A 20,402-nucleotide genomic window follows, 5' to 3' on the forward strand; every position below is an offset into this window, starting at 1 on the left:
TAATAGAATCTAGTTTCTAGCTTACCAACCAAAAAAACTCTAACTTCCAATAAAGTTATAGCTATTTTCAAGCGTTATATTCGTTAAAAACTATGGGAATTCCATTGTTGAAAAATAAGGATATGAAATCTAAATTTGTATAGAGTAGTATAGGATAAAAGGTTGTTGCCGTAATAGGCATATCCATAAACGACAAGTGTTATAACAACTGGGGCTTTATATATTGCATATAAAAACTATACAAGACTAATCTACCAATCTCATGCATGTGAAGCAGTAGATAAAAGATGTATAAATATATCAAACTGCAACCTATCTTGCAAGACATACTATGCCTAAATATCTAGATTCCAACACTAAGGCTCACTTGCAAACAAGCTGTGTATATATCACTTTTTTAGCTCAATGCTAGATTGTGGTTTTTGTGCATCACTTAATAGCTTTACATCTTTATTATTGTTGCTTTTAGATTGTCCAAGGAACATACCTTTCTTCTCAATCACAAGCTCATCTGATGTGATTGTGCCCTCCAATCTGCCATTTGCTAGAATCTCAATCGCCTTTGCCTCGACATTGCCTGTAATCTTGCCACTAACAATAACTTTTTGCGCGAAAACATCGCCTATAATAATTCCAGTTTTACCCACCATGACGGTATTTTTAGAGTGGATAACGCCCTCAAACTCTCCATCTGTGTGAAAATGGCAATCTGTGTGTATCTCGCCTTTAAACTTCGTATTGACTGCAATTATTGTTGCAGCGCCTCCTGTTGTTTCCTTCCCATTAGATTGTTTATTATCTGAAGCAAAGAATGCCATGATATTCTCCTTTCTCTTTCAAAAATAAGGTCAAAATTTTGCATGTTCCAATGCACGAAATTCATAGGATCAATAGGTTGCCCTAAAAATCGTATTTCATAGTGCAGGTGGGGACCCGTACTAGCTCCTGAAGAGCCAGTAAGCGCCACCAGCTGCCCTTTTTTTACAAATTGCCCCCTTTGCACCTTAATATCATTTAAATGTGCATAATATGTTCTAAATCCAAATGAATGGGAAATCTTTACAAGTTTCCCATAACCACCATTTCCGCTACTACTCGCCCAATCTACAACACCATCAGCAGTTGCATATACAGGCGTATTCATTGGAGCTACCATATCAGCCCCAGTATGTATATGATAAATGTGTAAAATAGGGTGATAACGCTTTCCATAAGGGGCAGACAAACGATAGTCGATATTAATGGGGCTACCATTAGGGATAAATTTCATAATAAAAGTTTTTTGCAACGCAGTAATTGAGGCTGTATCCATTCTATCTAATAGATTTAGGTCAGCATTATCTAATAAGGCTATTGTATCTGTTAGATTTTTATTCGTGCCAACAACATTTTCTATATCTTCAAATCTATCGCCAACAAGGGCAATTTCCTCATCTTTTTCTTGCAATGCTTCATTTAGCTTCTCGTTGTGTTGTTGCATACTTGCAAATTCACTCATAAGATGAGTATGTCTTAATTGCATATTATGTATTTCTTTCCGTATCACAACAATACTGATATAGGCAAACAAGCCTAAAGTAAGCAAAAAGACGAATAAATACGCACCAACTTGGCGAAATATCATATCAACATTGATAAACTTCGATCCATTTAGATCTGTAATCATAATGACAAGACGCTTATTTGCATTCATCACATACCGCCTTGTTTTGCTTCTGCGTATCGTTGTGATATAATACTCTTTATAGAATCTTGCATATTGTTAGGATTGCGTGTAACTTTAGAATCTAATGATTCTTTTGTAATATTCAATCTTTCTGTTTGTTGCAAACTTCCTTCATCAAGGGCAAAATGAGAAGACATATCATTCAGCTTTGCAATATCGTTTAACGCCCACATAAGACTATGCATATCTATATTTGCATTTTTTTCAACATTAAAAATAGATTGAAAATTCTGCGTATCCCAATCAATAAAGGATAGTGTATCTAAACCTTGACTTAGGAATCTCACTTCATAATACAAGCTTGTATGATTTTTGCCCGGGCTTGAAGTGGTGTAACCTATAATATCACCCCTACTTACAAAATCGCCAACTTTTACCGCTATCCTATCAAGGTTTGTATAAGCACTACTAAAGCCTAACACATGCGAAAGTCTTACGATATTGCCATATCCATATCTTTGATTGCCATCGCGTGTAGATTCTACCAAGCCATCAGCTGTTGCATACACCGGCTCACTTTTGCTTGTATAATAGTCATATCCTGTATTGCCACCATGCGTTTGGATTGCTGCATATTGCATATCAATTAACCCATAATCCCTTGCATTTCTCTTTGTTTTATGCTTCATTTCAAACATAGTGAGTGGATTGCCATTTGGGATAATCTGCAAGATGGTTGCTTTTTGTGTGTCTGGAAGCGCTTGCAAGTCTATATGACTAATGTTAGTTTTATCGTTGTTAAAAGAGTTAAAATTTACCATTTTTTCTAAATCTGCAACCCTATCACGCATAGCTTGCAACTCTTCTGTTTTGCTTTGTATATCATCTTGTAAAAAAGCATTTTGCTGATACATGTCTTGGAATGCTTGATAAGATTCTTGCTTTGCAGTGTTAATATCATCAAGCTGTTCTATAAAAGAAGACATAGCAAAATAACCAAGCACAATCACTACGCACAATATAACGCCACCATACATGACGACTTTTTGCATAACCTTTGCCATTGTAAATTGCTTTGAACCATTTTCATCAACTATTGTAATGGTTAAAGTTTGCTTGATTTTGCCTGTATCTTCCATACTACCTACTACCCATCATAGCATTGCTTTCCATGCGTGTCATTAAACCACAGCAAAAACTGCTCCACAAGTGAAAAGCTTCCAAAAATTAAGTATTTGTTATCTTTGTGTAAAACTTTCTCTGATTCTATCAATTTTTTTGGCAATAAGTCAAGTTTAGTTTTATATGGGCAAAAAAAGCTATAAGGTATGGACATGGAATCTAAAATATTTTCCATTTCTTTAAAATCTATTATACGCGGATTTTCTACCATAAAAATTATTATTTCAATAATATGTTCTTTAAAAATACTTAGAATTTCTCTAATCTCTTTGTCTTTATAGCTATTGTAAATAAGCACAAAGGGCATATTGTTAAAATATGATTTTGCGGCAGAAATAGCAGCATTTGCTGCCATAGTATTATGTCCTACATCAACGACAACATTTGGCAATATAGCATGGAATCTGCCGATAATGTCTAGCTTATTTTTCAGTAAGGGAATATTGAGTCTTCTTAGCACAAGAGAAGCTAGAGCTAGATTCTCTAGTAAAAAATATGGAATCTTATGTATATTATTATAAGTCTTTATCTCTTCTGTATGCAAATCCTCTTCACATAAATAAATAATACTTTGTGGCAGGATACGCTTTAGCTCCGTATCATTGACATAAACACTGATATTTTTTATATTTTCTATGAGTTTTAACACCTCTTTTTCTTGAAAATGTGTAAAAATATCACCCTGTGCCGCACGAAGTTTTGTTAATGCGATAGATTCTAAGGTGTTACCTAGCATTTCTTTGTGATCAAGTCCTATGCGAGTAAAAATGCTTATATCATAGCGTAAAATAGAAGTGCTATCAAACTCACCGCCAACTCCAGCTTCCATCACAAGATAATCACAATCTTGCCCCAAAACAAGTGCTAAAAATGTAGCGTATTCAAAGTAGCTAGCTTCTTGTATAAAAGAAAATTGCTGTAAAAAGTTATGCGCATCAAGTAATGCTTGAAGACTTACAATGCCGCTATTTGTATAGAATCTCTCTCTAAAATCAAATACATGCGGTGATGTAAAATGCAAAACTTTATATCCAGATTCTATAATGCTTTGTGTGATAAATCTCCCCGTGCTACCTTTGCCATTTGTGCCAATAATATGGATATTATAGCTATTCAAACGCAAATGAGGCTGTAACAATAAAAATAGCTTTTTTGCTCTTTTGGGATCAAAGACCGCATACTCTTGTGCTTTGGAATCCATGTATTGATATATCATTTTAGCCCTTTTGTTGTGCTATTTTTGCCAAAAAGTGTATTCTAGTATGTTTATGTAGGGATTGCCAAATAAGTATATAAGATTCCATTAATATCATATTAGAATCTATTTTTGCGATAAAGTTTATGATATTCACTCATTATACAAACACATCAACGACTTGTTCTTTATTTTCTTCTTCTGTAGTTTTGTTTGGTGTGGTATTGTCTTTTGTTTCTGTGTTAGCAACTTTTTCTTTTGTATCATTTGCTTTATTGTTTGTAGATTCGGTAGAATCGCCCTTTTGTTCAGCATCTATTTTTGTGGAATCTTGCTTTACAGAATCTTGTGTTGCAATTTTGTTTTCATTGCTATTTGCTTCCTTGTCGTCTGTATTATCAGCTTGAGTGTCAGTCTGTTTGTTTTGTGAATCTTGCTTAGTCTCATCTTTTGTGGGCGTCTCTTTTGTAGATTCTGTTGCAGCACTCGTTGTTTCTGTGCTATCTTGCTTATTTGTGCTGCTATCATCTACTTTTGCAACTACTTCTTCTTTAGAATCTTTTGTCTTAGAATCTTGTGTTGCTGTGTTTGCAGCATTCCCTTCTTCTTTGACTTCATTACTCAAACTTTTTTCGCTAGCTTCTTTAGAGATATTAGAATCTTCTTTTGTAGATTCTGTGCTGGTAGCGTTCGTGCCATTATTAGGTTCTGTATTTTTAGATTTCGCAGTATCAGATTCCATTGTATTAGAATCGGTGCTAGATTGAGTATCATCTAGCGTAGCGATTGTATCTTTTGTATTTTTAGCATTAGATTCTGTGCTATCTTGCGGTGTAAGGCTTTTTGTCTTATTTGAATCTTGTGTTAATGTCTCACTATCTTGGCTTGTATTTGCAGTATTTGGTGTTGCAGAAACTGGTGAAACACTAGGCATAGCCTGCTGTTGTGCTATTTCTGCTAATACACTTGCTAAGCTTGGGGTTGCTTGGGCTGCTTTGAGTCCTGCATTTACCTCTTTTTGCTGCAAACGCACATTACGCAAATTCTCCATAGACAGCCATCTACTTTTATTAATCTTATCGATTTTTTCTTGTAGCTTTTGAACATTTTCTTCAATCTGTCTGCTTAAACGATCGATATTATCAGAAAATATATTGATAGAGTGTTCATCTCGCAAACTCAACGCACTCATATCCTTTTTCCCTAAATCAAGGATAATCCCATCTTTTGCGTAATCCATTGTAAAAACATTTTTATGATTCAGCGTTGCTTTACTTAAAATATCTTTAATTTGCTGTGTTGCCTCATAGCGTTGTCGCAACATTGTATCATCGACTGGCGCCCAAGCATCATTTTTTTCTGTTTTATAATTACTCTTTATATCTTTTGCAATGCTTTGCACATCGCTTAAGCTTTTCCTTGCAACTTGCAGGGCTTTCAGCGTATTTAGCATGTCATTTACCTGTGCATCATACGCTGGATCATCATCTGTGGCTACAATATCAGTGGTGGGAATCTCATCAATAATGCTAAAAGTCTTTTGTATGTCTGCAAACTTTAAAGAATCGTTTGCTACTGGTATTTTTTGCAATATAATAGGCGCTCCATCTACATTGATAGCCATGAAAAACTCCATTTTTAAATTCTAAAGACTATCAAAGCAAAACTTATTCCTAAACTTTTAACACCTTGAATAAGGATACATCTTACTTCACTCTAGTGCAGTGAGTTGTGATATTGCGTTAGATGAAAAGTTTCTGGTAGATACATCACATCACTTATTTCATAAATAAGTTTATGAAAGGCTTGCATGACATCTTGGCTATATTGAAAAGATTCCCCATTGACAATAATACTGCCATTTTGATCATAAAAGTCGCCTAACTCTATACTTGTAAGGATATTTTGGTCTCTCTCATCAAGCTTATAATAGATTACTATTTGCGGATATATATAAGTTTGTCTTGTGCTAGGCATAAGATGTATAGATTCTAAAGTGTGTAATGTAGGCGAATATTGATAGGGTTGAAGCACAATGTGTAATAAGCCGCTATCACCCCTGCGACATCCTTGCATTAAAGCCTCTTTTGTAGGATAAACATAATAGACTGTATCAGCAATAGCACAAACCTCCATAATTACAGGCATGGTAGGCATAAGCACATTTTGCTCTGGTGCTTTTGTGGCATAATACTCCCAGCTTTCTGGCAAACCAGTTGTATGATTTTGCATTAAGGCTGGTGGCTCTTGTAAAACATGTGATTTTAGTGAAAAATCTGGTGCATAAGGTGTCCCCGCATAAAGCACACCACTCCATATTGTAGCACTTGCAATTATATGTTTCAAAATACTTTTCATGTTTGTTCCTTTCTATAAGTAACACTTTTAGAGCATGAATTCTACAATAACGACAATTGGATTTCCAAAGCGACCCGTAAGCCACCTCACATAAAGATAAATAAGCCAAAAATCTATAGGACATGCAGACATCGTCGAAAAAGACTAAGATCTTATAAGGCTAATATTCTTATATTAATCATGTTGCTAAATACATTATTTCTTCGGGTAGCAAAAACGATAGCCGCGTCTTCTCACCGTCTCAATTGTATTAATATTTAATGGCTTATCCATTCTTTGTCGTATTTGATTGATTGCTACCTCAATAACATTAGGCGTTACAAGCTCTGGCTCGTCCCAAATCGCATTTAATAATTGATCTTTTGATACGATTTGATCTCTTTGTCGTGCAAGATGTGTAAGCACTTCAAATGGCTTACCTTTTACTTCGATATCTTTACCTTTAAATGTTATCCTTTCTTCATCTGGGATAATGACTATATCCCCAATTTCTATAAGATTAGAATCTGTAAGTTTTAGTCTGGCTTGAATCCTTGCTAATAAGACTTCATTATCAAATGGATATGCTATATAATCATCAGCACCAAACTTAAAAGACTGGACCTCGTGCTTTGGCTCATTGTCTCCAAGTATAATGACTGGAACTTTTGGATATTTGCCCTTGACAATAGATATAATGTCTTGCGCCCCACCATCTGAAAGCTGCCACCCACCAAGCACAATATCATAGCTACGCACACTAATGTGATATTCCCCATCTTTCACATTTTGTGCCAAATCAACTTGATAGTTTTTCTTACCCAACTCCCTTGATATGCTATCTAACACATCTTTCTTACTATATACAACTAAAATACGCATAAAAGTCTCCTAGCAAAAAGTCTTGTAATTATAGCATTATTTAATCTAACCTTAAACTTTTTTTATAAAAATATTAAGCATAAATTAAATAATCCTTAATAGTTTTATAAGCTAACTTATAAAATTGATTTGATTATAAGAATCTATCACGCAGGGCTATCAAGGCTATTAAAATAAAGAGAGTCATCAAACCATAGAATGCAAGCTGCATGGAGTAAATTTCATGATTTTATGCTACAATTTGGCTTTTTAACCTGATAACTAAAAACAACTAAAACATTACGAGGGTGGCGTGAAAGTATCTAAGATATTAAAATCTTGCTTTTTTATTTTTATATTTATCGGCTTCATAGATACTGCATTAGCCGTGCCAGCAGATAATCAGCTAAAGCTGAATGGTGTGCCTATACCTTCAGTTGATTTAAGCATTAATCCGCCAAGCACACCAACACAGCTTGTTACTACGCTAAATATTGTTGTATTACTCACCCTTTTAATACTTGCCCCATCTCTTGTGCTAATGATGACGAGCTTTACGCGTATTTTAATCGTGCTAGGATTTTTACGCACCGCATTAGGCACACAGCAGTCCCCGCCAACGCAAGTATTAGTTAGCCTTGCTATGATTCTTACTTTTTTTATTATGGAACCTGTGATAAAAGATGCCTATAATGTGGGTATAAAGCCATATATGGAAGAAAAAATCGGCTATGAAGAAGCCTTTGAAGAGACCATGCGTCCATTCAAAAAATTTATGCTTATGAATACTCGCCATAGCGATATTGCGCTATTTTATAAGATACGCAATGAAGAGCCACCACAAATGGATAATATCACGACAAAAGAGCAATTTGAAGCCCTGATAGATAAGGTTTCACTTAGTATTATCTTACCCTCATTTATGATTAGTGAGCTAAAAACTGCTTTTCAAATCGGCTTTTTATTGTATTTACCATTCTTAGTTATTGATATGGTTATTGCCTCAGTGCTTATGGCTATGGGTATGATGATGTTGCCACCTGTCATGATTTCATTGCCATTTAAGATTCTCATTTTTGTGCTTGTTGATGGGTTTAATTTGCTGATATGGAATCTCGTTCGATCTTTTAATTATTCTTAATTATACATGCAAGTGTGCTAAAATCATTTTGAATGTTAAGAATATATTGTAAAAAATATGTTATAATCGCAGAGATTATATTAAATTTACTTAGGAGCTTTGATGACACAAGAAGAGTTAGATTCTCTTATGGCACAAGACGCGGATTCTTTGGGTGAAGGCTTAGATGATGTGCAGACAGAAGATACAAAAGAAGAAATTAAAGCCGAGTTTGTAGATCCAAACTCATATAAGCCAGAAGCCGATAAGAAATGGCCACCACCGCCACCAACAGAAGAACACAAAGTCGTTCATCAGCTTGATGATGTAACTAGAGACTCTGAAGTGAAAATGACAGAAGTTTTCGATCAAATTGATAATATCGGATCGCTTGCTACTTCAATCGAAAAGGATTCTAAAAAAATCAAAGAGTATCTCAAAGCCCAAGAAGAAATGCTTGTTACACTTGTTGAAAGCTTCCCTAAAATTAAGGCATTTGGCGCTTCGCTAGAGCAAACAAAAGAAATTGCAAAGGTGAATGATAATATTAAAAATTCTGCTATGGATTGTAATGACGCATGTATGCAGGCTATGGATATTATGCAGTATCAAGATATTCATAGACAAAAGATAGAGCGCGTTATCAATGTAATGCGTGCATTAAGCCAGTATATGAATTCTCTCTTTGAAGGTAGGGGTGATGATTCTAAACGCGTGGCATCAGCTACATATATTGCGGGTGATAGCCACGATGAAGTTGCAAGTGAAAGTGATATTGAAGCACTCATTGCATCTTTTGGACAAAAATAATAGATTTTGATTTTTGAGTATCTACCTACAAATATCACACAAGATGCAGAGCGTTTGTGTTTAGTATGCAATGCTTTGCCGATCACACATATTCTTATCCCATCAAACCCAGTTTCAAAGCCATATCCAGATTCTCTAAGCATTGTTGCTACACTGCGGGATTTAGTAAGACAAACTAAAACGCTAAAGCGTATCCATTTTATACCAACAATAAAGACTAGCCTACATACCGCAGAATCCTTGCAAAGTGCATTTTTAACATTAGAATATCTTAATATATCTCATGCGGCAATTATTAGCGGCGACACAACACTATCTCATCCATTCACCACCCATAATGCCCTAGAGATTCTAAGAGATATGCAAAAAAACTCTACTTTTTTAAGACAACTTCAAATTTATTGTGCTTTAGAGTCAAAGATATCATTGCGTAATAGCCATGGATTATGCAAGAAGATTCAATATGGTGTGCAAAATTTCATCACACAGCCATTTTATCAAACACAAAATATGCAGGAAAATAAACCACAAATACACAATAACACACCCTATTTTTTGCCACAGATAACAAAAGATTTTAAAACTTTTTACTCTTTTTATAAGAATCTCATACAAATATACACAAAAAATAATCTAAGCCTTGCTTCATCGCAAAACAAAATACAAATATATTGTGGCTTTCTCCCACTCTCTCATGCAAGACAAGCCCACACTATCCATGCTAAAAATCTTGGCATATCTATACCCACTTCCTATATCAACGCAATAGATAGTAACGCAAACGAAGCAAATCGCAATCTTTTTAAAGTTATGCAACAATACAATCTAAGCCTTAGTTATCTATCGTTTAGTGATATAGAAAAACTTTTTTAAGAAGATACCAACAAAAAACCATTAGCTTTTCTATAGCGGCGTTTAAACTACAGAAAGCAGAGATTGTGCCACATTTTTTAGATTCTATCATTGTAGAATACAGGTTGTGATCACCTAGATTTTGTTGGTCTTTTGAGTCTTGTCTATTGGGACTACAACAAAAAATCTTTACCAGATGGTTTTGGCTATGCCCAATATGATTTCAATCCAGAGAATCTATTTCTGTGCATCTTCCACAATGTTAATAATCGTATTTGCTACGCGTCTAGCGGTTTTGTCCAAAAACTCAACAGGGGAAGTAAAGCCCACACAAGAGCAGTTAATCTCGCCTAGCACATACTTATCCTTACCATTTTCATCAGTATCAAGGATAAAATCCGCTGTCCAAATCAAAGGCAAGTCATAATTACCAAGCTTTGTTTTAATCTCTGGTAAGTTAGATAGGAAGTAGCTTACCAACTCATTCCATTGCTCTGGCTTATCATAGCGGTATTTTGCCCCGCTAAAGAGTGTTGCAGAAAACGCATCTGCACCTTCAGCTGGTTTTTTATGCACGACATAAATAGGGTCTTTATACAGCATTAGGATTCTAATCTCGCCCTCTTTAATACGCGGTAAGAAAGTCATATCCACAAGCATACCATTATCGCCTGTCAAATATTTTTCACAGAAATTCATAAAATCGCCTAGTTTATGCTCTTCTACGTGGTTATCCACCGCTTCTGTGCATCGCACGATAGTATCAAGTGGCACGGAATCAAACTTACCATATTGACTTTGATCTTTGAGCTGCACACGCCAGATTCCTTCCCCTGTGCTACCGCGATTTTGCTTTAGCACTCTTTCACCTTTTGCTAGAGTTTTTGGGAAGTTTGCCTTAAAGTCGTGTTCTTCTCCTGCCACCCAATTCACACCAATGCGTTTTGCTTCAGCAGGATCATAGTAGGCTAAAGTATCTGTTGGCACAAGCTCTGTGTTGCGAAGTTTTGTAAGCGCATCTTTTGCCCCATAGCCAATCATCGCATCAGGGTGAGGCATACCAATCACACCACTATCACAAAGCTTACGCAACACATCAAAGTAAAGCTTCTCCTCTTTCAAATTGCCCGGATTCACACGCGATACATACGCATCAGCCGCACCTTTAACATATTCAAAAATCTCATTTGTTTTCGCAGAATCTTTTAGAATCTCATCTGTGAAAAACACAACTTCCGCACTCCAACCAAGCTTTTTGAGATAGTCCATCATCGGCACAGTGTCTTTTCTGTGTCCATCTCTGCCCTTATCACTGCCGCCTACTGCTTCGAAAAAAACGATATGCTTTTTCATGAATCGCTCCTTAAAAATGAAATTCCGTAATTCTAGCATATTTTCAAGCAAAATGTGCTTTTTATGACTGCTTAGTAACGCTTAGATAGACACTTTTTCAAGCAATCTATAATTTTTTAGGTTTTTTCCATACGCCACTGCGGAATACAAGGTAAAAAATAAGTGCTCGAATATAAGTCTCAATAAAAATGATAACAAAAAGCATATAGATTGAAAAGCCAAAATGTGTGCAAAGCCACATAGGCAAAAGGCGAAATATGGATATGCTAACAATATTAATGAATAAAGGTATCTGTGTGAATCCAGCCCCGCGTAACGCCCCATCATACACAAAAGATAGGATTAATGGAATCTGTGATAAACCAACGGCGATAAGATAATATACAGAGATTTCTATCCCAAGTATATCATCGCGTATGAAAATCGCTGACAAAGGCTTTGCAAAGATTACTAAAAGAAGTCCGCAAATTCCTAGCATAATGCTTGATAGAATCGCACAAAGCTTTGTGTATTCACTAGCCCTTATATAGTTTTTTGCCCCAATGCTTTGTCCCATAAGACTCATAATCGCTACCATAAAGCCAAAGCCCGGCACAAATGAAAAGCCTTCAATGGTAGTCCCAGCTTGGAATCCAGACATAGCACTATCTTTATAAATTGCTGCATAAGAGCCAACAAAGACTAGCACAACATTGAGTGAAGCAATGGTGAAAATACGCTCTAATCCTGTTGGAATGCCAACTTTAAAAGCATTGAGTAAAAAAGTCTTATTAAAATAGAGTGAAAAAGAAAGCTTTGTTTGGACAAATTTTGGCAATAATAATAAAATAAACATCTCAAGATATGAGATAAAAAGGCTCACATACGCCGCACCAATAAGCCCTAAAGATGGGAAGCCAAATCGCCCTTCAATAAGCAAATAATAGCCAAGCATACTAAGAAGTGTCAAAAAAATCTTAATAAAAAATGGTCGCTTTGTATCACCGGTCGCTGCAAAACCAGAGATAAGCACATTTTTAATAATAATGGAAGGCAGGGCAAAAATGGTTAAAGAAACATAGCTATATGTAAGAGTGTATAACTCATTACTTAGATTAAAAAGATTTAAATAATAAGGGATTCCAAGATAGATTAGATAAAGCATGGGAAGAGATATAATACAAGCACTAAGTATGATTGTAGCATACACTCTATTCATCTCTACATAATTTTTTGCACCAAAACGCCTTGACATTAACACATTTGTGCCAATACCAAAAATCGCACTGATAGGATAAAAAACAATAATATATTTCGCTCCCGTGTTTAAAGCGGTAAAATGCAGTGAAGAGATACCGCCTAAATAAAAAAGGGCTAAAGATACGCTAAGCATATCAAGACCAGACTGCAAACCGCTAGGAATGGCGATATTTAGAATCCGCTTTATCTGAATCTTTTTTGTCCGCCCTAAGCTAAACATATAATGCCTTTATATGCTTTAAGCTTCATTCATACCATTTAAGAATTCATCATTATTCTTTGTGCCAGCAAGCTTTGAGTAAAGGAAATTGAGTGCTTCAATATCATCCATTTGACTGATAACATTGCGTAGCATCCACACCTTACGCAGCTTCTCATCACCAAGCAGTAAGTCATCTTTTCTTGTGCCAGATTTTAGAATGTCAAATGCGGGATAGATTCTACGATCAGCAATACTTCGTGCTAATACGATTTCAGCATTACCTGTGCCTTTAAACTCTTCAAAAATGACTTCATCCATTCTAGAGCCTGTCTCAATCAATGCGGTAGCAATGATAGTTAAGCTGCCACCATGCTCAATATTTCTTGCCGCACCAAAGAATCTTTTAGGCTTATGCAAAGCATTTGCATCAACACCACCGCTTAAAACCTTGCCGCTTGAAGGCGTTGTAGCATTATAAGCGCGTGCTAAACGAGTGATAGAATCTAGTAAGATAACAACATCTTTGCCGACTTCAATGCGTCTTTTCGCTCTCTCTAGCACGAGTTCTGCTACGCGTATATGATTTGTCGATGGTAAGTCAAAAGTGCTTGAGAATACTTGTCCTTTTACACTTCGCTCCATATCTGTTACTTCTTCTGGTCGCTCATCAATGAGTAGCACCATGAGTTCTACTTCGGGGTGATTCTCACTTATGCCATGTGCTAATTCTTTCATGAGTTCTGTTTTACCCGTTCTTGGTGGGGCTACGATTAATGCCCTTTGTCCTTTACCAATGGGGCTAAAAAGATCTAGCATTCTACCAGTGATTTTTTGTCTATTATATTCTAGCTTTAGCTGCTCTGCGGGGAAAAGCGGGGTGAGATTCTCAAATAAAGGACGATTTTTAATCTCTTCTAGTCCTAAGTAATTTACCGCTTCAATCTTTAAAAGCGCATAATATCTCTCTTGGTCTTTTGGCGGACGCACCTGCCCTGTGATAATATCCCCATTACGCAAAGCAAATCGCTGAATCTGACTTTGTGAAACATAGGTATCATGCTGCGTATCAGAAAACTTCTCATCAATCGAGCGTAAAAAGCCATAGCCCTCACTTGTAATCTCTAAAATACCAGAGATAAGTATGAAGCCACCTTGACTGACTTGATTTTTTAGAATCTCAAAAATCAAATCCTGCCTTAAAAGGTCTTGTGGATTTTGGACTCCAAGCGTTTTTGCAATCTCTAGTAATTTTTGCAAAGGTGTAATCCGCAAATCCTCCATCTTAAAGCCCTCAACTGGCGTGTGAGTCCTTTTTCCTATATCTTTGCCTTTATTTTTTTCATCATAATCATTTTTTTGCTCTCTATCATATCTATCTTGACGCGTGTTTTCATAACGCGTTGTCTTTGTGCCTTTATATGATGGCTTTTTTGTTTTTAATGCCTCATCTTTTTGATAATGTTCATTTGACATTACATGCCTCCAAAATATTGTTAAATAGAATGCTATTAAGCGTAAAATACAAAATCATAATGTTCCTTTAAATGTTTAAAAGTGATTCCATAGTTTATAGATTGCTCTTTTGTAATGCTCTAAATTATAAAAAAGCAATCTATAAAATAAATGTAGTATAAAAATATTCGGGGATTTTTACCTATTTAGATTCTAAAACCTATAAGAAAGCTTAAGAGATTCTAAAACTCTAGAATCTAGTTTAGAATCTAACAAGTAAAAAGGTGTATTTGCTCCAAAACTAAATCAAACTATTTTATTTTCTCAACAAGACTAGCAAATGCACTTGGATTGCTATATGCCATATCTGCAAGTATCTTTCTATCAAGCTCAATGTTTGCCTTTTTCAATGCAAACATAAACTTTGAATAACTCATACCATGCAAACGACACGCCGCATTAATACGCACAATCCACAACTTTCTAAAGTCTCTTTTCTTTTGCTTTCTATCTCTAAAAGCATAGCACATACTTCTTTCAAGCTGCTCTTTTGCTTTTCTAAAATGCTTGCGTCTGCCGCTATAAAAGCCACGCGCAAGTTTTAGAATCTTTTTATGTCTTCGTCTTCTTACAATACCTGTTTTAACTCTCATGGTTTCTCCTGTAACTTTACCTTAAATTTTAAGGTGCAAACATATTGTTTAAACTTTCCCTTATCTCTCTTCAATCTTTAAAGACTAAATAGAATCTAAGGGGACAATCCTTTATCCATTAAATGGATACACATAGCATACTTAAATAAGTAGCCAACTTAACTCATACACAATAAACTTTTGACAGAATCTAAGTTTGTGTCATGCACATAATGTGGCGAATTGAGTCTTGCTTTGCGTTTTGGCGACTTTTTTGTCAAAATATGGCTTTTAAAAGCACTGCCTCTTTTGACTGCATTTTTTTTCACCTTGAAACGCTTTGCAGCACCACGATTAGTCTTCATCTTTGGCATTATTTCTCCTTTCGTAAAATAAAGCTAGAATTGTAGCATAAAAATCTAGCTTTTTGGCTTATTGTTTGGCATCATTAGGATACTTGCGTATTTTCCCTCGATTTTTGCCTCTTTATCAGCATGGGCTATATCATCTACCATAGCAATGACTCGCTTTAGCATTTCAAAGCCACCTGCTGGATTTTGCATCTCTCTGCCACGCAGATAAACGCGGAATTTTACATGCTTACCCTCTTCAAAAAACTCTCTAGCATGTTTCACTTTGTAATTTATATCATTTTGGGCAATTTGAGTTGATAGCTTGATTTCTTTAACTTCAACTTGCTTTTGCTTCTTTTTTGCTTCTTTTTGCTTCTTTTCTAATTGATAGCGATACTTGCCATATTCTACTATTTTGCAAACAGGTGGCTTTGCATTTGGCGATATACACACTAGGTCAAGCCCCTCATTATAAGCAAGATTCTGTGCTTCTTTTGCACTCATAATACCTAGCTGCTCACCATCTTCGCTAATGCACCTTACTTCATCAAAGCGAATTTTTCCATTTACTAATGTTTCTTCTTTACTCAAAAGCTAACCTCTCTATGTAGATTTGAAGTTTTTTCTAAGAATTCTTGCATACTCATTTCATACTGCATATTTTCTCCAGAATCCATCTTCATGCGTCTATCGCGTATAGATACACTATTGTTATTAAGCTCTTTATCACCAATAAGTGCAATCATAGGCACTTTTTGCTTCTCTGCTGTGCGTATTTTTTTATTGAGTGACTCATTTTTCAAACTTAACTCTGCATAAATACCCCGCAATCGTAACTCATTCTGCAAATTCTGTGCCATACTCACATGTGCTTCATTAATAGGGATAATAATTACCTGCGTTGGAGCAATGAAAAATGGAAATTCTCCGCCAAAATGCTCTGTTAAAATCGCTACAAACCGCTCAAAGCTACCCAAAATCGCCCTATGAATCATAACAGGCATAGCATGTTCGTTGTTCTCATCAATATAGCTTAGATTAAATCTCTCTGGTAAATTCATATCAATTTGGATTGTGCCACACTGCCATTTTCTACCTATTGCATCAGTGATTTTTATATCAATCTTTGGTCCATAAAATGCACCACCACCTTCATCAACTTGATAGCTAATATTATTACTTGCAAGGGCATTTTGCAAGGCTAAAGTAGCACTCTCCCACACAGAATCTTCGCCGATTGACTGCTCTGGTCTAGTGGATAGCTCCATTTCATAGCTAAATCCAAAGGCATTCATAATCTTATGCGTAAAACGCAAGATATTATTCACTTCATTTTCTATTTGCTCTGGACGACAAAAGATATGCGCATCATCTTGTGTAAATTCTCTCACACGAAGCAATCCATGCAAAACGCCACTTTTTTCATGCCTATGCACCACGCCATATTCATAGAATCTTAATGGCAATTCCCTATAACTTCTAATGCTATTTTGATACACCTTTATATGTCCAACGCAATTCATAGGCTTAATGCCATATTCAACTTCATCAATAGTGGTAAAATACATATTTTCTTTGTAATGCGTATAATGTCCGCTAATTTTCCATACATCACTTTTTAGAATCTCAGGGCATCTTACAGGCTCGTATTCATTGAGTATTAAAGCCCTTGTTAAAAGCTCTTCTATGCGTCTTCTAAGCCTTGCACCTTTTGGTAACCATATTGGCAGACCGGCTCCCACATCTTCTTCAAATGTGAAAAGCTCCATTTCTACACCAAGCCTTCTGTGATCTCTTTTCTTTGCTTCTTCTAGTTGAAAGAGATACTGCTTTAGATTCTCTTTCTCTGCAAAGGCAATGCCATAAATCCTTGTTAAAACTTCAGAATCTTCATCGCCACCTAAATACGCCCCAGAAATCTTTGTAAGCTTAAAAGCCTGTAACAACTTTAAATGCGGTAAATGCGGACCACGACATAAATCCTCAAAATCGCCTTGCTGATATATGCTAAAATCATCGCCTTCTATCTTACTCATCACCGCTTGTTTTAATTCATCTCCACTGAAACGCTCTATTGCTTCCTTGCGACTTAAATGAATTTTTGTGAGTTTATGCCCCTTTTTTGCGATCTCTTTCATCTTGCTTTCTATTGTAGCTAAGTCATCAACCCCGATTTTAGAATCCACCTTAAAATCATAGTAAAACCCCTCATCTACAACAGGACCGACAAAAAACTTTGCCTCTGGATAAAGGGCTTTAATCGCTTCAGCAAGTAAATGCGCACAAGTATGGCGGATAATTTCATGTGCGTTTGGTGTATCAGTAAAATAGATAGGTTCAAGTGATTGCGTATTGAGATTGTTTTCTGCTGCTGTCTGTGTGTCGATAATGCTATTATTATGTATATAGCCAATAATGTGTTGCAATGTCTGTATTCCTTAATATCAGTTAATGTATTGTGCTTTACAATACACAAAAAATCTAGTAATTATACAAATGATAACTGAATCTATGCTTAAAGTTTGATGAATAACTTCATGCAATACAAGCATTTATATGGTGTTTTAGCGACTAAAATTTAAACACTTTAACCCTAGTCATCTTTAAAGACTGCTGAAAAACCGCCAATTTTGTAATTCCATTTAGATTCTATAAACCACTTTGTCATATTCGCAATATATCCGCTTACTTCTTTTGTGCCAATGACACCTATTGCATATCCAGCACCAATAGAGCAAATACTTCCACGCAGGATAAATTCAAATTTTGGTATAAGCTCTTTTTGTAACACTTCCCCTTTTTGTTCTGCATACAAAAGTGTTTCTAGTGTTTGTGCTAGATACTCGCCTTGCTGCTGTGCTAATTGTGCTGTTGGGGGATAGAATCTACCTGTTTTTTCATCTTTTAATGCCGCACAATCTCCAAGCACAAAAATATTATTCATCTCATTTTCTTGATTTATGGGCTGCAAGTGAGAATCTACCTCAACTTTGCTTCTCCCACTTTTAAAAAAGCTAGAGTTTGCTATAACTTCATTGCCCTTTACCCCTGCTGTCCAAATAATTGTATTTGCTAGAATCTCTTCGTTTTTTCCATCTCTCTCAATCACAACAGCCCCCATTTTACATTCAAGAATCTTTGAGCTTGTAAGGACTATAATGCCTAATTCTTTAAGCTTTGTTAAGCCAAGCTGCATGAGATTTTCACTAAACATAGGCAAAATCTTTGGCATTGCTTCAATACAATAGATTTTAACAAGACTAAAATCAATGCCCCGCGTTTCGCATTGCTTTTTTATTTCTTGTGCAAGAGAGCCGGCAAACTCAATGCCAGTGAAGCCACCACCACATACGATAAATGATAGATTTTTAGAATCTTTATCATTTATGTAGGCTTGTAATTTCTCTTCAATACTTTTATAAATATTTTTTGCACTATCATAGCTGACTATGCTTTGTGTATATACGCCAACTCCGGGTATCCCAAAGCTATCAGAGCTAAATCCAAGCCCAACAACTAGATAATCATACTCATATTCAGCATTTTTGCATTTTACACTTTTAGAATCTATTGATACAACGCTATCTTGTATAAGATTTACTCTCTCATCAAGAATCTCTTGCAAAGGAAATAGCACGCTTTTATCATGCTTACCACTTGCGACATCATGCAGGGCGATTGTCTTGTAATGATAAGAGGTGTTATTAATAAGGCTAAATTCCGCTTGAGAGAATACATCTCTGTTTATAGTTGTAAGTAAAGCAATGTTGCCATAACCAGCACCAAGCATTAAAACTTTTTTCATCTCTATGTCCTTTCAAGTAATAAAAATTTCATTGTAACGGACAGAGTTTAACAAGCATATAAAAATATAGCATTTTACTCACTAAATTGCTTTAAGAATTTTTTTAGATTCTTTGCGGCTTGTCTAATACGCTTTTCATTCTCAATTAATGCGATACGCACATAACCTTCCCCTGCTTTGCCAAATCCAGCCCCCGGACTTACTGCAATCTTTGCTTCAACTAAAAGTCTTTTTGCAAACTCTAAACTGCCTAAATGACTGCATTGCTCTGGAATCTTCGCCCAAATAAACATACTAGCCTGTGGTTTTTGCAATTCCCACCCTGCTTTTTTAAAGCTTTCAATCATAACTTCCATTCGCTTTTCATAAGTTTTTCTAATCTTTATAACATCATCATCGCATTTATTTAAAGCAATTGTAGCAGCAACTTGAATGGGCGTATAGATTCCATAATCAATCCAGCCTTTAATCTTTTGCAACGCTTCAATAATCTTTTTATTCCCCGCGACAAAGCCTATACGCCAACCCGCCATATTATAGCTTTTACTTAGAGTGTAAGTCTCCACTGCAACATCTTTTGCACCTTTGACTTCAAAAATGCTAGGCGTTTTAAAATCACCAAAATAAAGCTCGGCATACGCAATATCACTGATGATATAGAATCTCTCTTTTTTTGCTAGTTTCACAAGCTTTTCATAGAATCCTTTTTTTACAATCGTTGTTGTGGGATTATGTGGAAAATTTACAACTACAAACTTTGGCTTTGGGAAACTCTCATAAAGTGCTTTTTGTAAAGATTCAAAAAATGCCCTTTCATCAAGCTCATAATAATCATTATAAGTGATTCCAAAAGTGCTGACATTTGCACCATTGATAATAAAGGCATGATAATGTATAGGATACGCAGGCTCTGGCACAATCGCACAATCGCCAACATTAGTAATCGCTTGGACTAAATGCACAAATCCTTCCTTACTTCCCATGCCAACGCATACTTCAAGGTTTGGATCAAGATCTACATTAAACCGCCTTTTATACCATTCGCAAAGTGCTAATCGTAATTTATAGATACCCTTGCTGACAGAATAGCCTTGATTCTTCGGCTTTTTCGCACTCTCACAAAGCTTATCTATAACTACTTTTGGTGGCATGCCATCAGGATTCCCCATAGAAAAGTCAATGACATCTTCATTGTTATGCCGCATTTGCATTTTTATTTCATTTATCGCACTGAAAAGATATTTTGGCAAACGATTAATTTTTCCAAATTGTATTTCATCAAACATGGCTTACTCCTACAATAGATTGTAAATATTGTAGCGTTTTGTTAGCTTGAGTGCAAG

At 35.8% G+C, this 20,402-nt stretch carries 19 protein-coding genes; 3 read left to right on the forward strand and 16 right to left on the reverse strand.

Annotated elements, in window-relative coordinates:
• Nucleotides 1-389: 389 nt before the first annotated feature.
• From XJ32_RS00100 to hsrA, 7 genes are all read right to left on the reverse strand, one after another.
• A complete protein-coding gene (locus tag XJ32_RS00100) occupies nt 390-818 on the reverse strand; it encodes a bactofilin family protein (protein ID WP_005217884.1) in 429 nt (142 codons plus the stop codon).
• Nucleotides 749-1,693: a M23 family metallopeptidase gene (locus XJ32_RS00105; protein ID WP_005217887.1), complete on the reverse strand. Its 945-nt coding sequence runs from the start codon at nt 1,691-1,693 to the stop codon at nt 749-751. The genes XJ32_RS00100 and XJ32_RS00105 overlap by 70 nt, the downstream gene beginning before the upstream one ends.
• The gene (locus XJ32_RS00110) at nt 1,693-2,805 is read right to left on the reverse strand and encodes a M23 family metallopeptidase (protein ID WP_077387929.1); all 1,113 of its coding nucleotides are present in this window, start codon (nt 2,803-2,805) and stop codon (nt 1,693-1,695) included. The genes XJ32_RS00105 and XJ32_RS00110 overlap by 1 nt, the downstream gene beginning before the upstream one ends.
• 8 nt (nt 2,806-2,813) lie before the next feature.
• Nucleotides 2,814-4,064: a Mur ligase family protein gene (locus XJ32_RS00115; RefSeq protein WP_077387930.1), complete on the reverse strand. Its 1,251-nt coding sequence runs from the start codon at nt 4,062-4,064 to the stop codon at nt 2,814-2,816.
• A gap of 139 nt (nt 4,065-4,203) precedes the next feature.
• Nucleotides 4,204-5,667 (reverse strand): hypothetical protein, encoded by a 1,464-nt coding sequence (locus XJ32_RS00120; protein ID WP_254422393.1) that lies wholly within the window; start codon nt 5,665-5,667, stop codon nt 4,204-4,206.
• A 92-nt stretch (nt 5,668-5,759) separates the two neighbouring features.
• Complete coding sequence (locus XJ32_RS00125; RefSeq protein WP_077387932.1) at nt 5,760-6,401, reverse strand: hypothetical protein; 642 nt, start codon at nt 6,399-6,401, stop codon at nt 5,760-5,762.
• A gap of 195 nt (nt 6,402-6,596) precedes the next feature.
• Nucleotides 6,597-7,262: a homeostatic response regulator transcription factor HsrA gene (gene hsrA, locus XJ32_RS00130; protein WP_004086761.1), complete on the reverse strand. Its 666-nt coding sequence runs from the start codon at nt 7,260-7,262 to the stop codon at nt 6,597-6,599.
• A gap of 292 nt (nt 7,263-7,554) precedes the next feature.
• On the opposite strand from hsrA, the gene fliP reads away from it, so the two are divergent.
• From fliP to XJ32_RS00145, 3 genes are all read left to right on the forward strand, one after another.
• Nucleotides 7,555-8,382: a flagellar type III secretion system pore protein FliP gene (gene fliP / locus XJ32_RS00135; RefSeq protein WP_077387933.1), complete on the forward strand. Its 828-nt coding sequence runs from the start codon at nt 7,555-7,557 to the stop codon at nt 8,380-8,382.
• A gap of 102 nt (nt 8,383-8,484) precedes the next feature.
• The gene (locus XJ32_RS00140; RefSeq protein ID WP_004086765.1) at nt 8,485-9,171 is read left to right on the forward strand and encodes a hypothetical protein; all 687 of its coding nucleotides are present in this window, start codon (nt 8,485-8,487) and stop codon (nt 9,169-9,171) included.
• Between the two features lie 6 nt (nt 9,172-9,177).
• A complete protein-coding gene (locus XJ32_RS00145; RefSeq protein WP_077387934.1) occupies nt 9,178-10,044 on the forward strand; it encodes a hypothetical protein in 867 nt (288 codons plus the stop codon).
• 216 nt (nt 10,045-10,260) lie between these two features.
• Here the strand turns inward: XJ32_RS00145 and XJ32_RS00150 are convergent, their stop codons facing one another.
• The 9 genes from XJ32_RS00150 to XJ32_RS00190 all read right to left on the reverse strand — a co-directional run bounded on the left by XJ32_RS00150 (nt 10,261) and on the right by XJ32_RS00190 (nt 20,345).
• Nucleotides 10,261-11,376 carry a Cj0069 family protein gene (locus XJ32_RS00150; RefSeq protein WP_077387935.1) on the reverse strand — a complete coding sequence of 372 codons (1,116 nt, stop codon included), beginning with the start codon at nt 11,374-11,376 and terminating at the stop codon, nt 10,261-10,263.
• A 106-nt stretch (nt 11,377-11,482) separates the two neighbouring features.
• Entirely contained in the window at nt 11,483-12,835 is a 1,353-nt protein-coding gene (locus XJ32_RS00155; RefSeq protein WP_254422394.1) for an MATE family efflux transporter, read from the reverse strand.
• 18 nt (nt 12,836-12,853) lie between these two features.
• Nucleotides 12,854-14,098, reverse strand: coding sequence for a transcription termination factor Rho (rho, locus tag XJ32_RS00160; protein ID WP_174566025.1), 1,245 nt, complete (start codon nt 14,096-14,098; stop codon nt 12,854-12,856).
• Nucleotides 14,099-14,580: 482 nt separating this feature from the next.
• Nucleotides 14,581-14,922 carry a 50S ribosomal protein L20 gene (gene rplT / locus XJ32_RS00165; protein WP_004087738.1) on the reverse strand — a complete coding sequence of 114 codons (342 nt, stop codon included), beginning with the start codon at nt 14,920-14,922 and terminating at the stop codon, nt 14,581-14,583.
• Nucleotides 14,923-15,080: 158 nt separating this feature from the next.
• Entirely contained in the window at nt 15,081-15,275 is a 195-nt protein-coding gene (gene rpmI / locus XJ32_RS00170) for a 50S ribosomal protein L35 (protein WP_004087740.1), read from the reverse strand.
• A 45-nt stretch (nt 15,276-15,320) separates the two neighbouring features.
• On the reverse strand, nt 15,321-15,845 hold the full coding sequence (gene infC / locus XJ32_RS00175) for a translation initiation factor IF-3 (protein WP_004087741.1): 525 nt from the start codon (nt 15,843-15,845) through the stop codon (nt 15,321-15,323).
• Nucleotides 15,842-17,680, reverse strand: a complete 1,839-nt coding sequence (gene thrS / locus XJ32_RS00180) for a threonine--tRNA ligase (protein ID WP_077387936.1) — start codon at nt 17,678-17,680, stop codon at nt 15,842-15,844. The genes infC and thrS overlap by 4 nt, the downstream gene beginning before the upstream one ends.
• Before the next feature lie 167 nt (nt 17,681-17,847).
• Complete coding sequence (locus XJ32_RS00185) at nt 17,848-19,059, reverse strand: NAD(P)/FAD-dependent oxidoreductase (protein WP_077387937.1); 1,212 nt, start codon at nt 19,057-19,059, stop codon at nt 17,848-17,850.
• A 74-nt stretch (nt 19,060-19,133) separates the two neighbouring features.
• Nucleotides 19,134-20,345, reverse strand: a complete 1,212-nt coding sequence (locus XJ32_RS00190; RefSeq protein ID WP_077387938.1) for an LL-diaminopimelate aminotransferase — start codon at nt 20,343-20,345, stop codon at nt 19,134-19,136.
• Nucleotides 20,346-20,402: the final 57 nt, after the last annotated feature.

The sequence above is a fragment of the Helicobacter bilis genome (assembly GCF_001999985.1).
Classification (GTDB): Bacteria; Campylobacterota; Campylobacteria; order Campylobacterales; family Helicobacteraceae; genus Helicobacter_A; species Helicobacter_A rappini.

What these genes read in the sequence shown, in the direction of transcription:
- XJ32_RS00105 (WP_005217887.1), bottom strand. Translation starts at nt 1,693, where the DNA reads ATGAATGCAAATAAGCGTCTTGTCATTATGATTACAGATCTAAATGGA.
- rplT (WP_004087738.1), bottom strand. Translation starts at nt 14,922, where the DNA reads ATGAGAGTTAAAACAGGTATTGTAAGAAGACGAAGACATAAAAAGATT.
- XJ32_RS00125 (WP_077387932.1), bottom strand. Translation starts at nt 6,401, where the DNA reads ATGAAAAGTATTTTGAAACATATAATTGCAAGTGCTACAATATGGAGT.
- XJ32_RS00155 (WP_254422394.1), bottom strand. Translation starts at nt 12,835, where the DNA reads ATGTTTAGCTTAGGGCGGACAAAAAAGATTCAGATAAAGCGGATTCTA.
- rpmI (WP_004087740.1), bottom strand. Translation starts at nt 15,275, where the DNA reads ATGCCAAAGATGAAGACTAATCGTGGTGCTGCAAAGCGTTTCAAGGTG.
- XJ32_RS00115 (WP_077387930.1), bottom strand. Translation starts at nt 4,064, where the DNA reads ATGATATATCAATACATGGATTCCAAAGCACAAGAGTATGCGGTCTTT.
- XJ32_RS00190 (WP_077387938.1), bottom strand. Translation starts at nt 20,345, where the DNA reads ATGTTTGATGAAATACAATTTGGAAAAATTAATCGTTTGCCAAAATAT.
- XJ32_RS00150 (WP_077387935.1), bottom strand. Translation starts at nt 11,376, where the DNA reads ATGAAAAAGCATATCGTTTTTTTCGAAGCAGTAGGCGGCAGTGATAAG.
- rho (WP_174566025.1), bottom strand. Translation starts at nt 14,098, where the DNA reads ATGGAGGATTTGCGGATTACACCTTTGCAAAAATTACTAGAGATTGCA.
- XJ32_RS00120 (WP_254422393.1), bottom strand. Translation starts at nt 5,667, where the DNA reads ATGGCTATCAATGTAGATGGAGCGCCTATTATATTGCAAAAAATACCA.
- XJ32_RS00100 (WP_005217884.1), bottom strand. Translation starts at nt 818, where the DNA reads ATGGCATTCTTTGCTTCAGATAATAAACAATCTAATGGGAAGGAAACA.
- XJ32_RS00185 (WP_077387937.1), bottom strand. Translation starts at nt 19,059, where the DNA reads ATGAAAAAAGTTTTAATGCTTGGTGCTGGTTATGGCAACATTGCTTTA.
- hsrA (WP_004086761.1), bottom strand. Translation starts at nt 7,262, where the DNA reads ATGCGTATTTTAGTTGTATATAGTAAGAAAGATGTGTTAGATAGCATA.
- XJ32_RS00110 (WP_077387929.1), bottom strand. Translation starts at nt 2,805, where the DNA reads ATGGAAGATACAGGCAAAATCAAGCAAACTTTAACCATTACAATAGTT.
- XJ32_RS00140 (WP_004086765.1), top strand. Translation starts at nt 8,485, where the DNA reads ATGACACAAGAAGAGTTAGATTCTCTTATGGCACAAGACGCGGATTCT.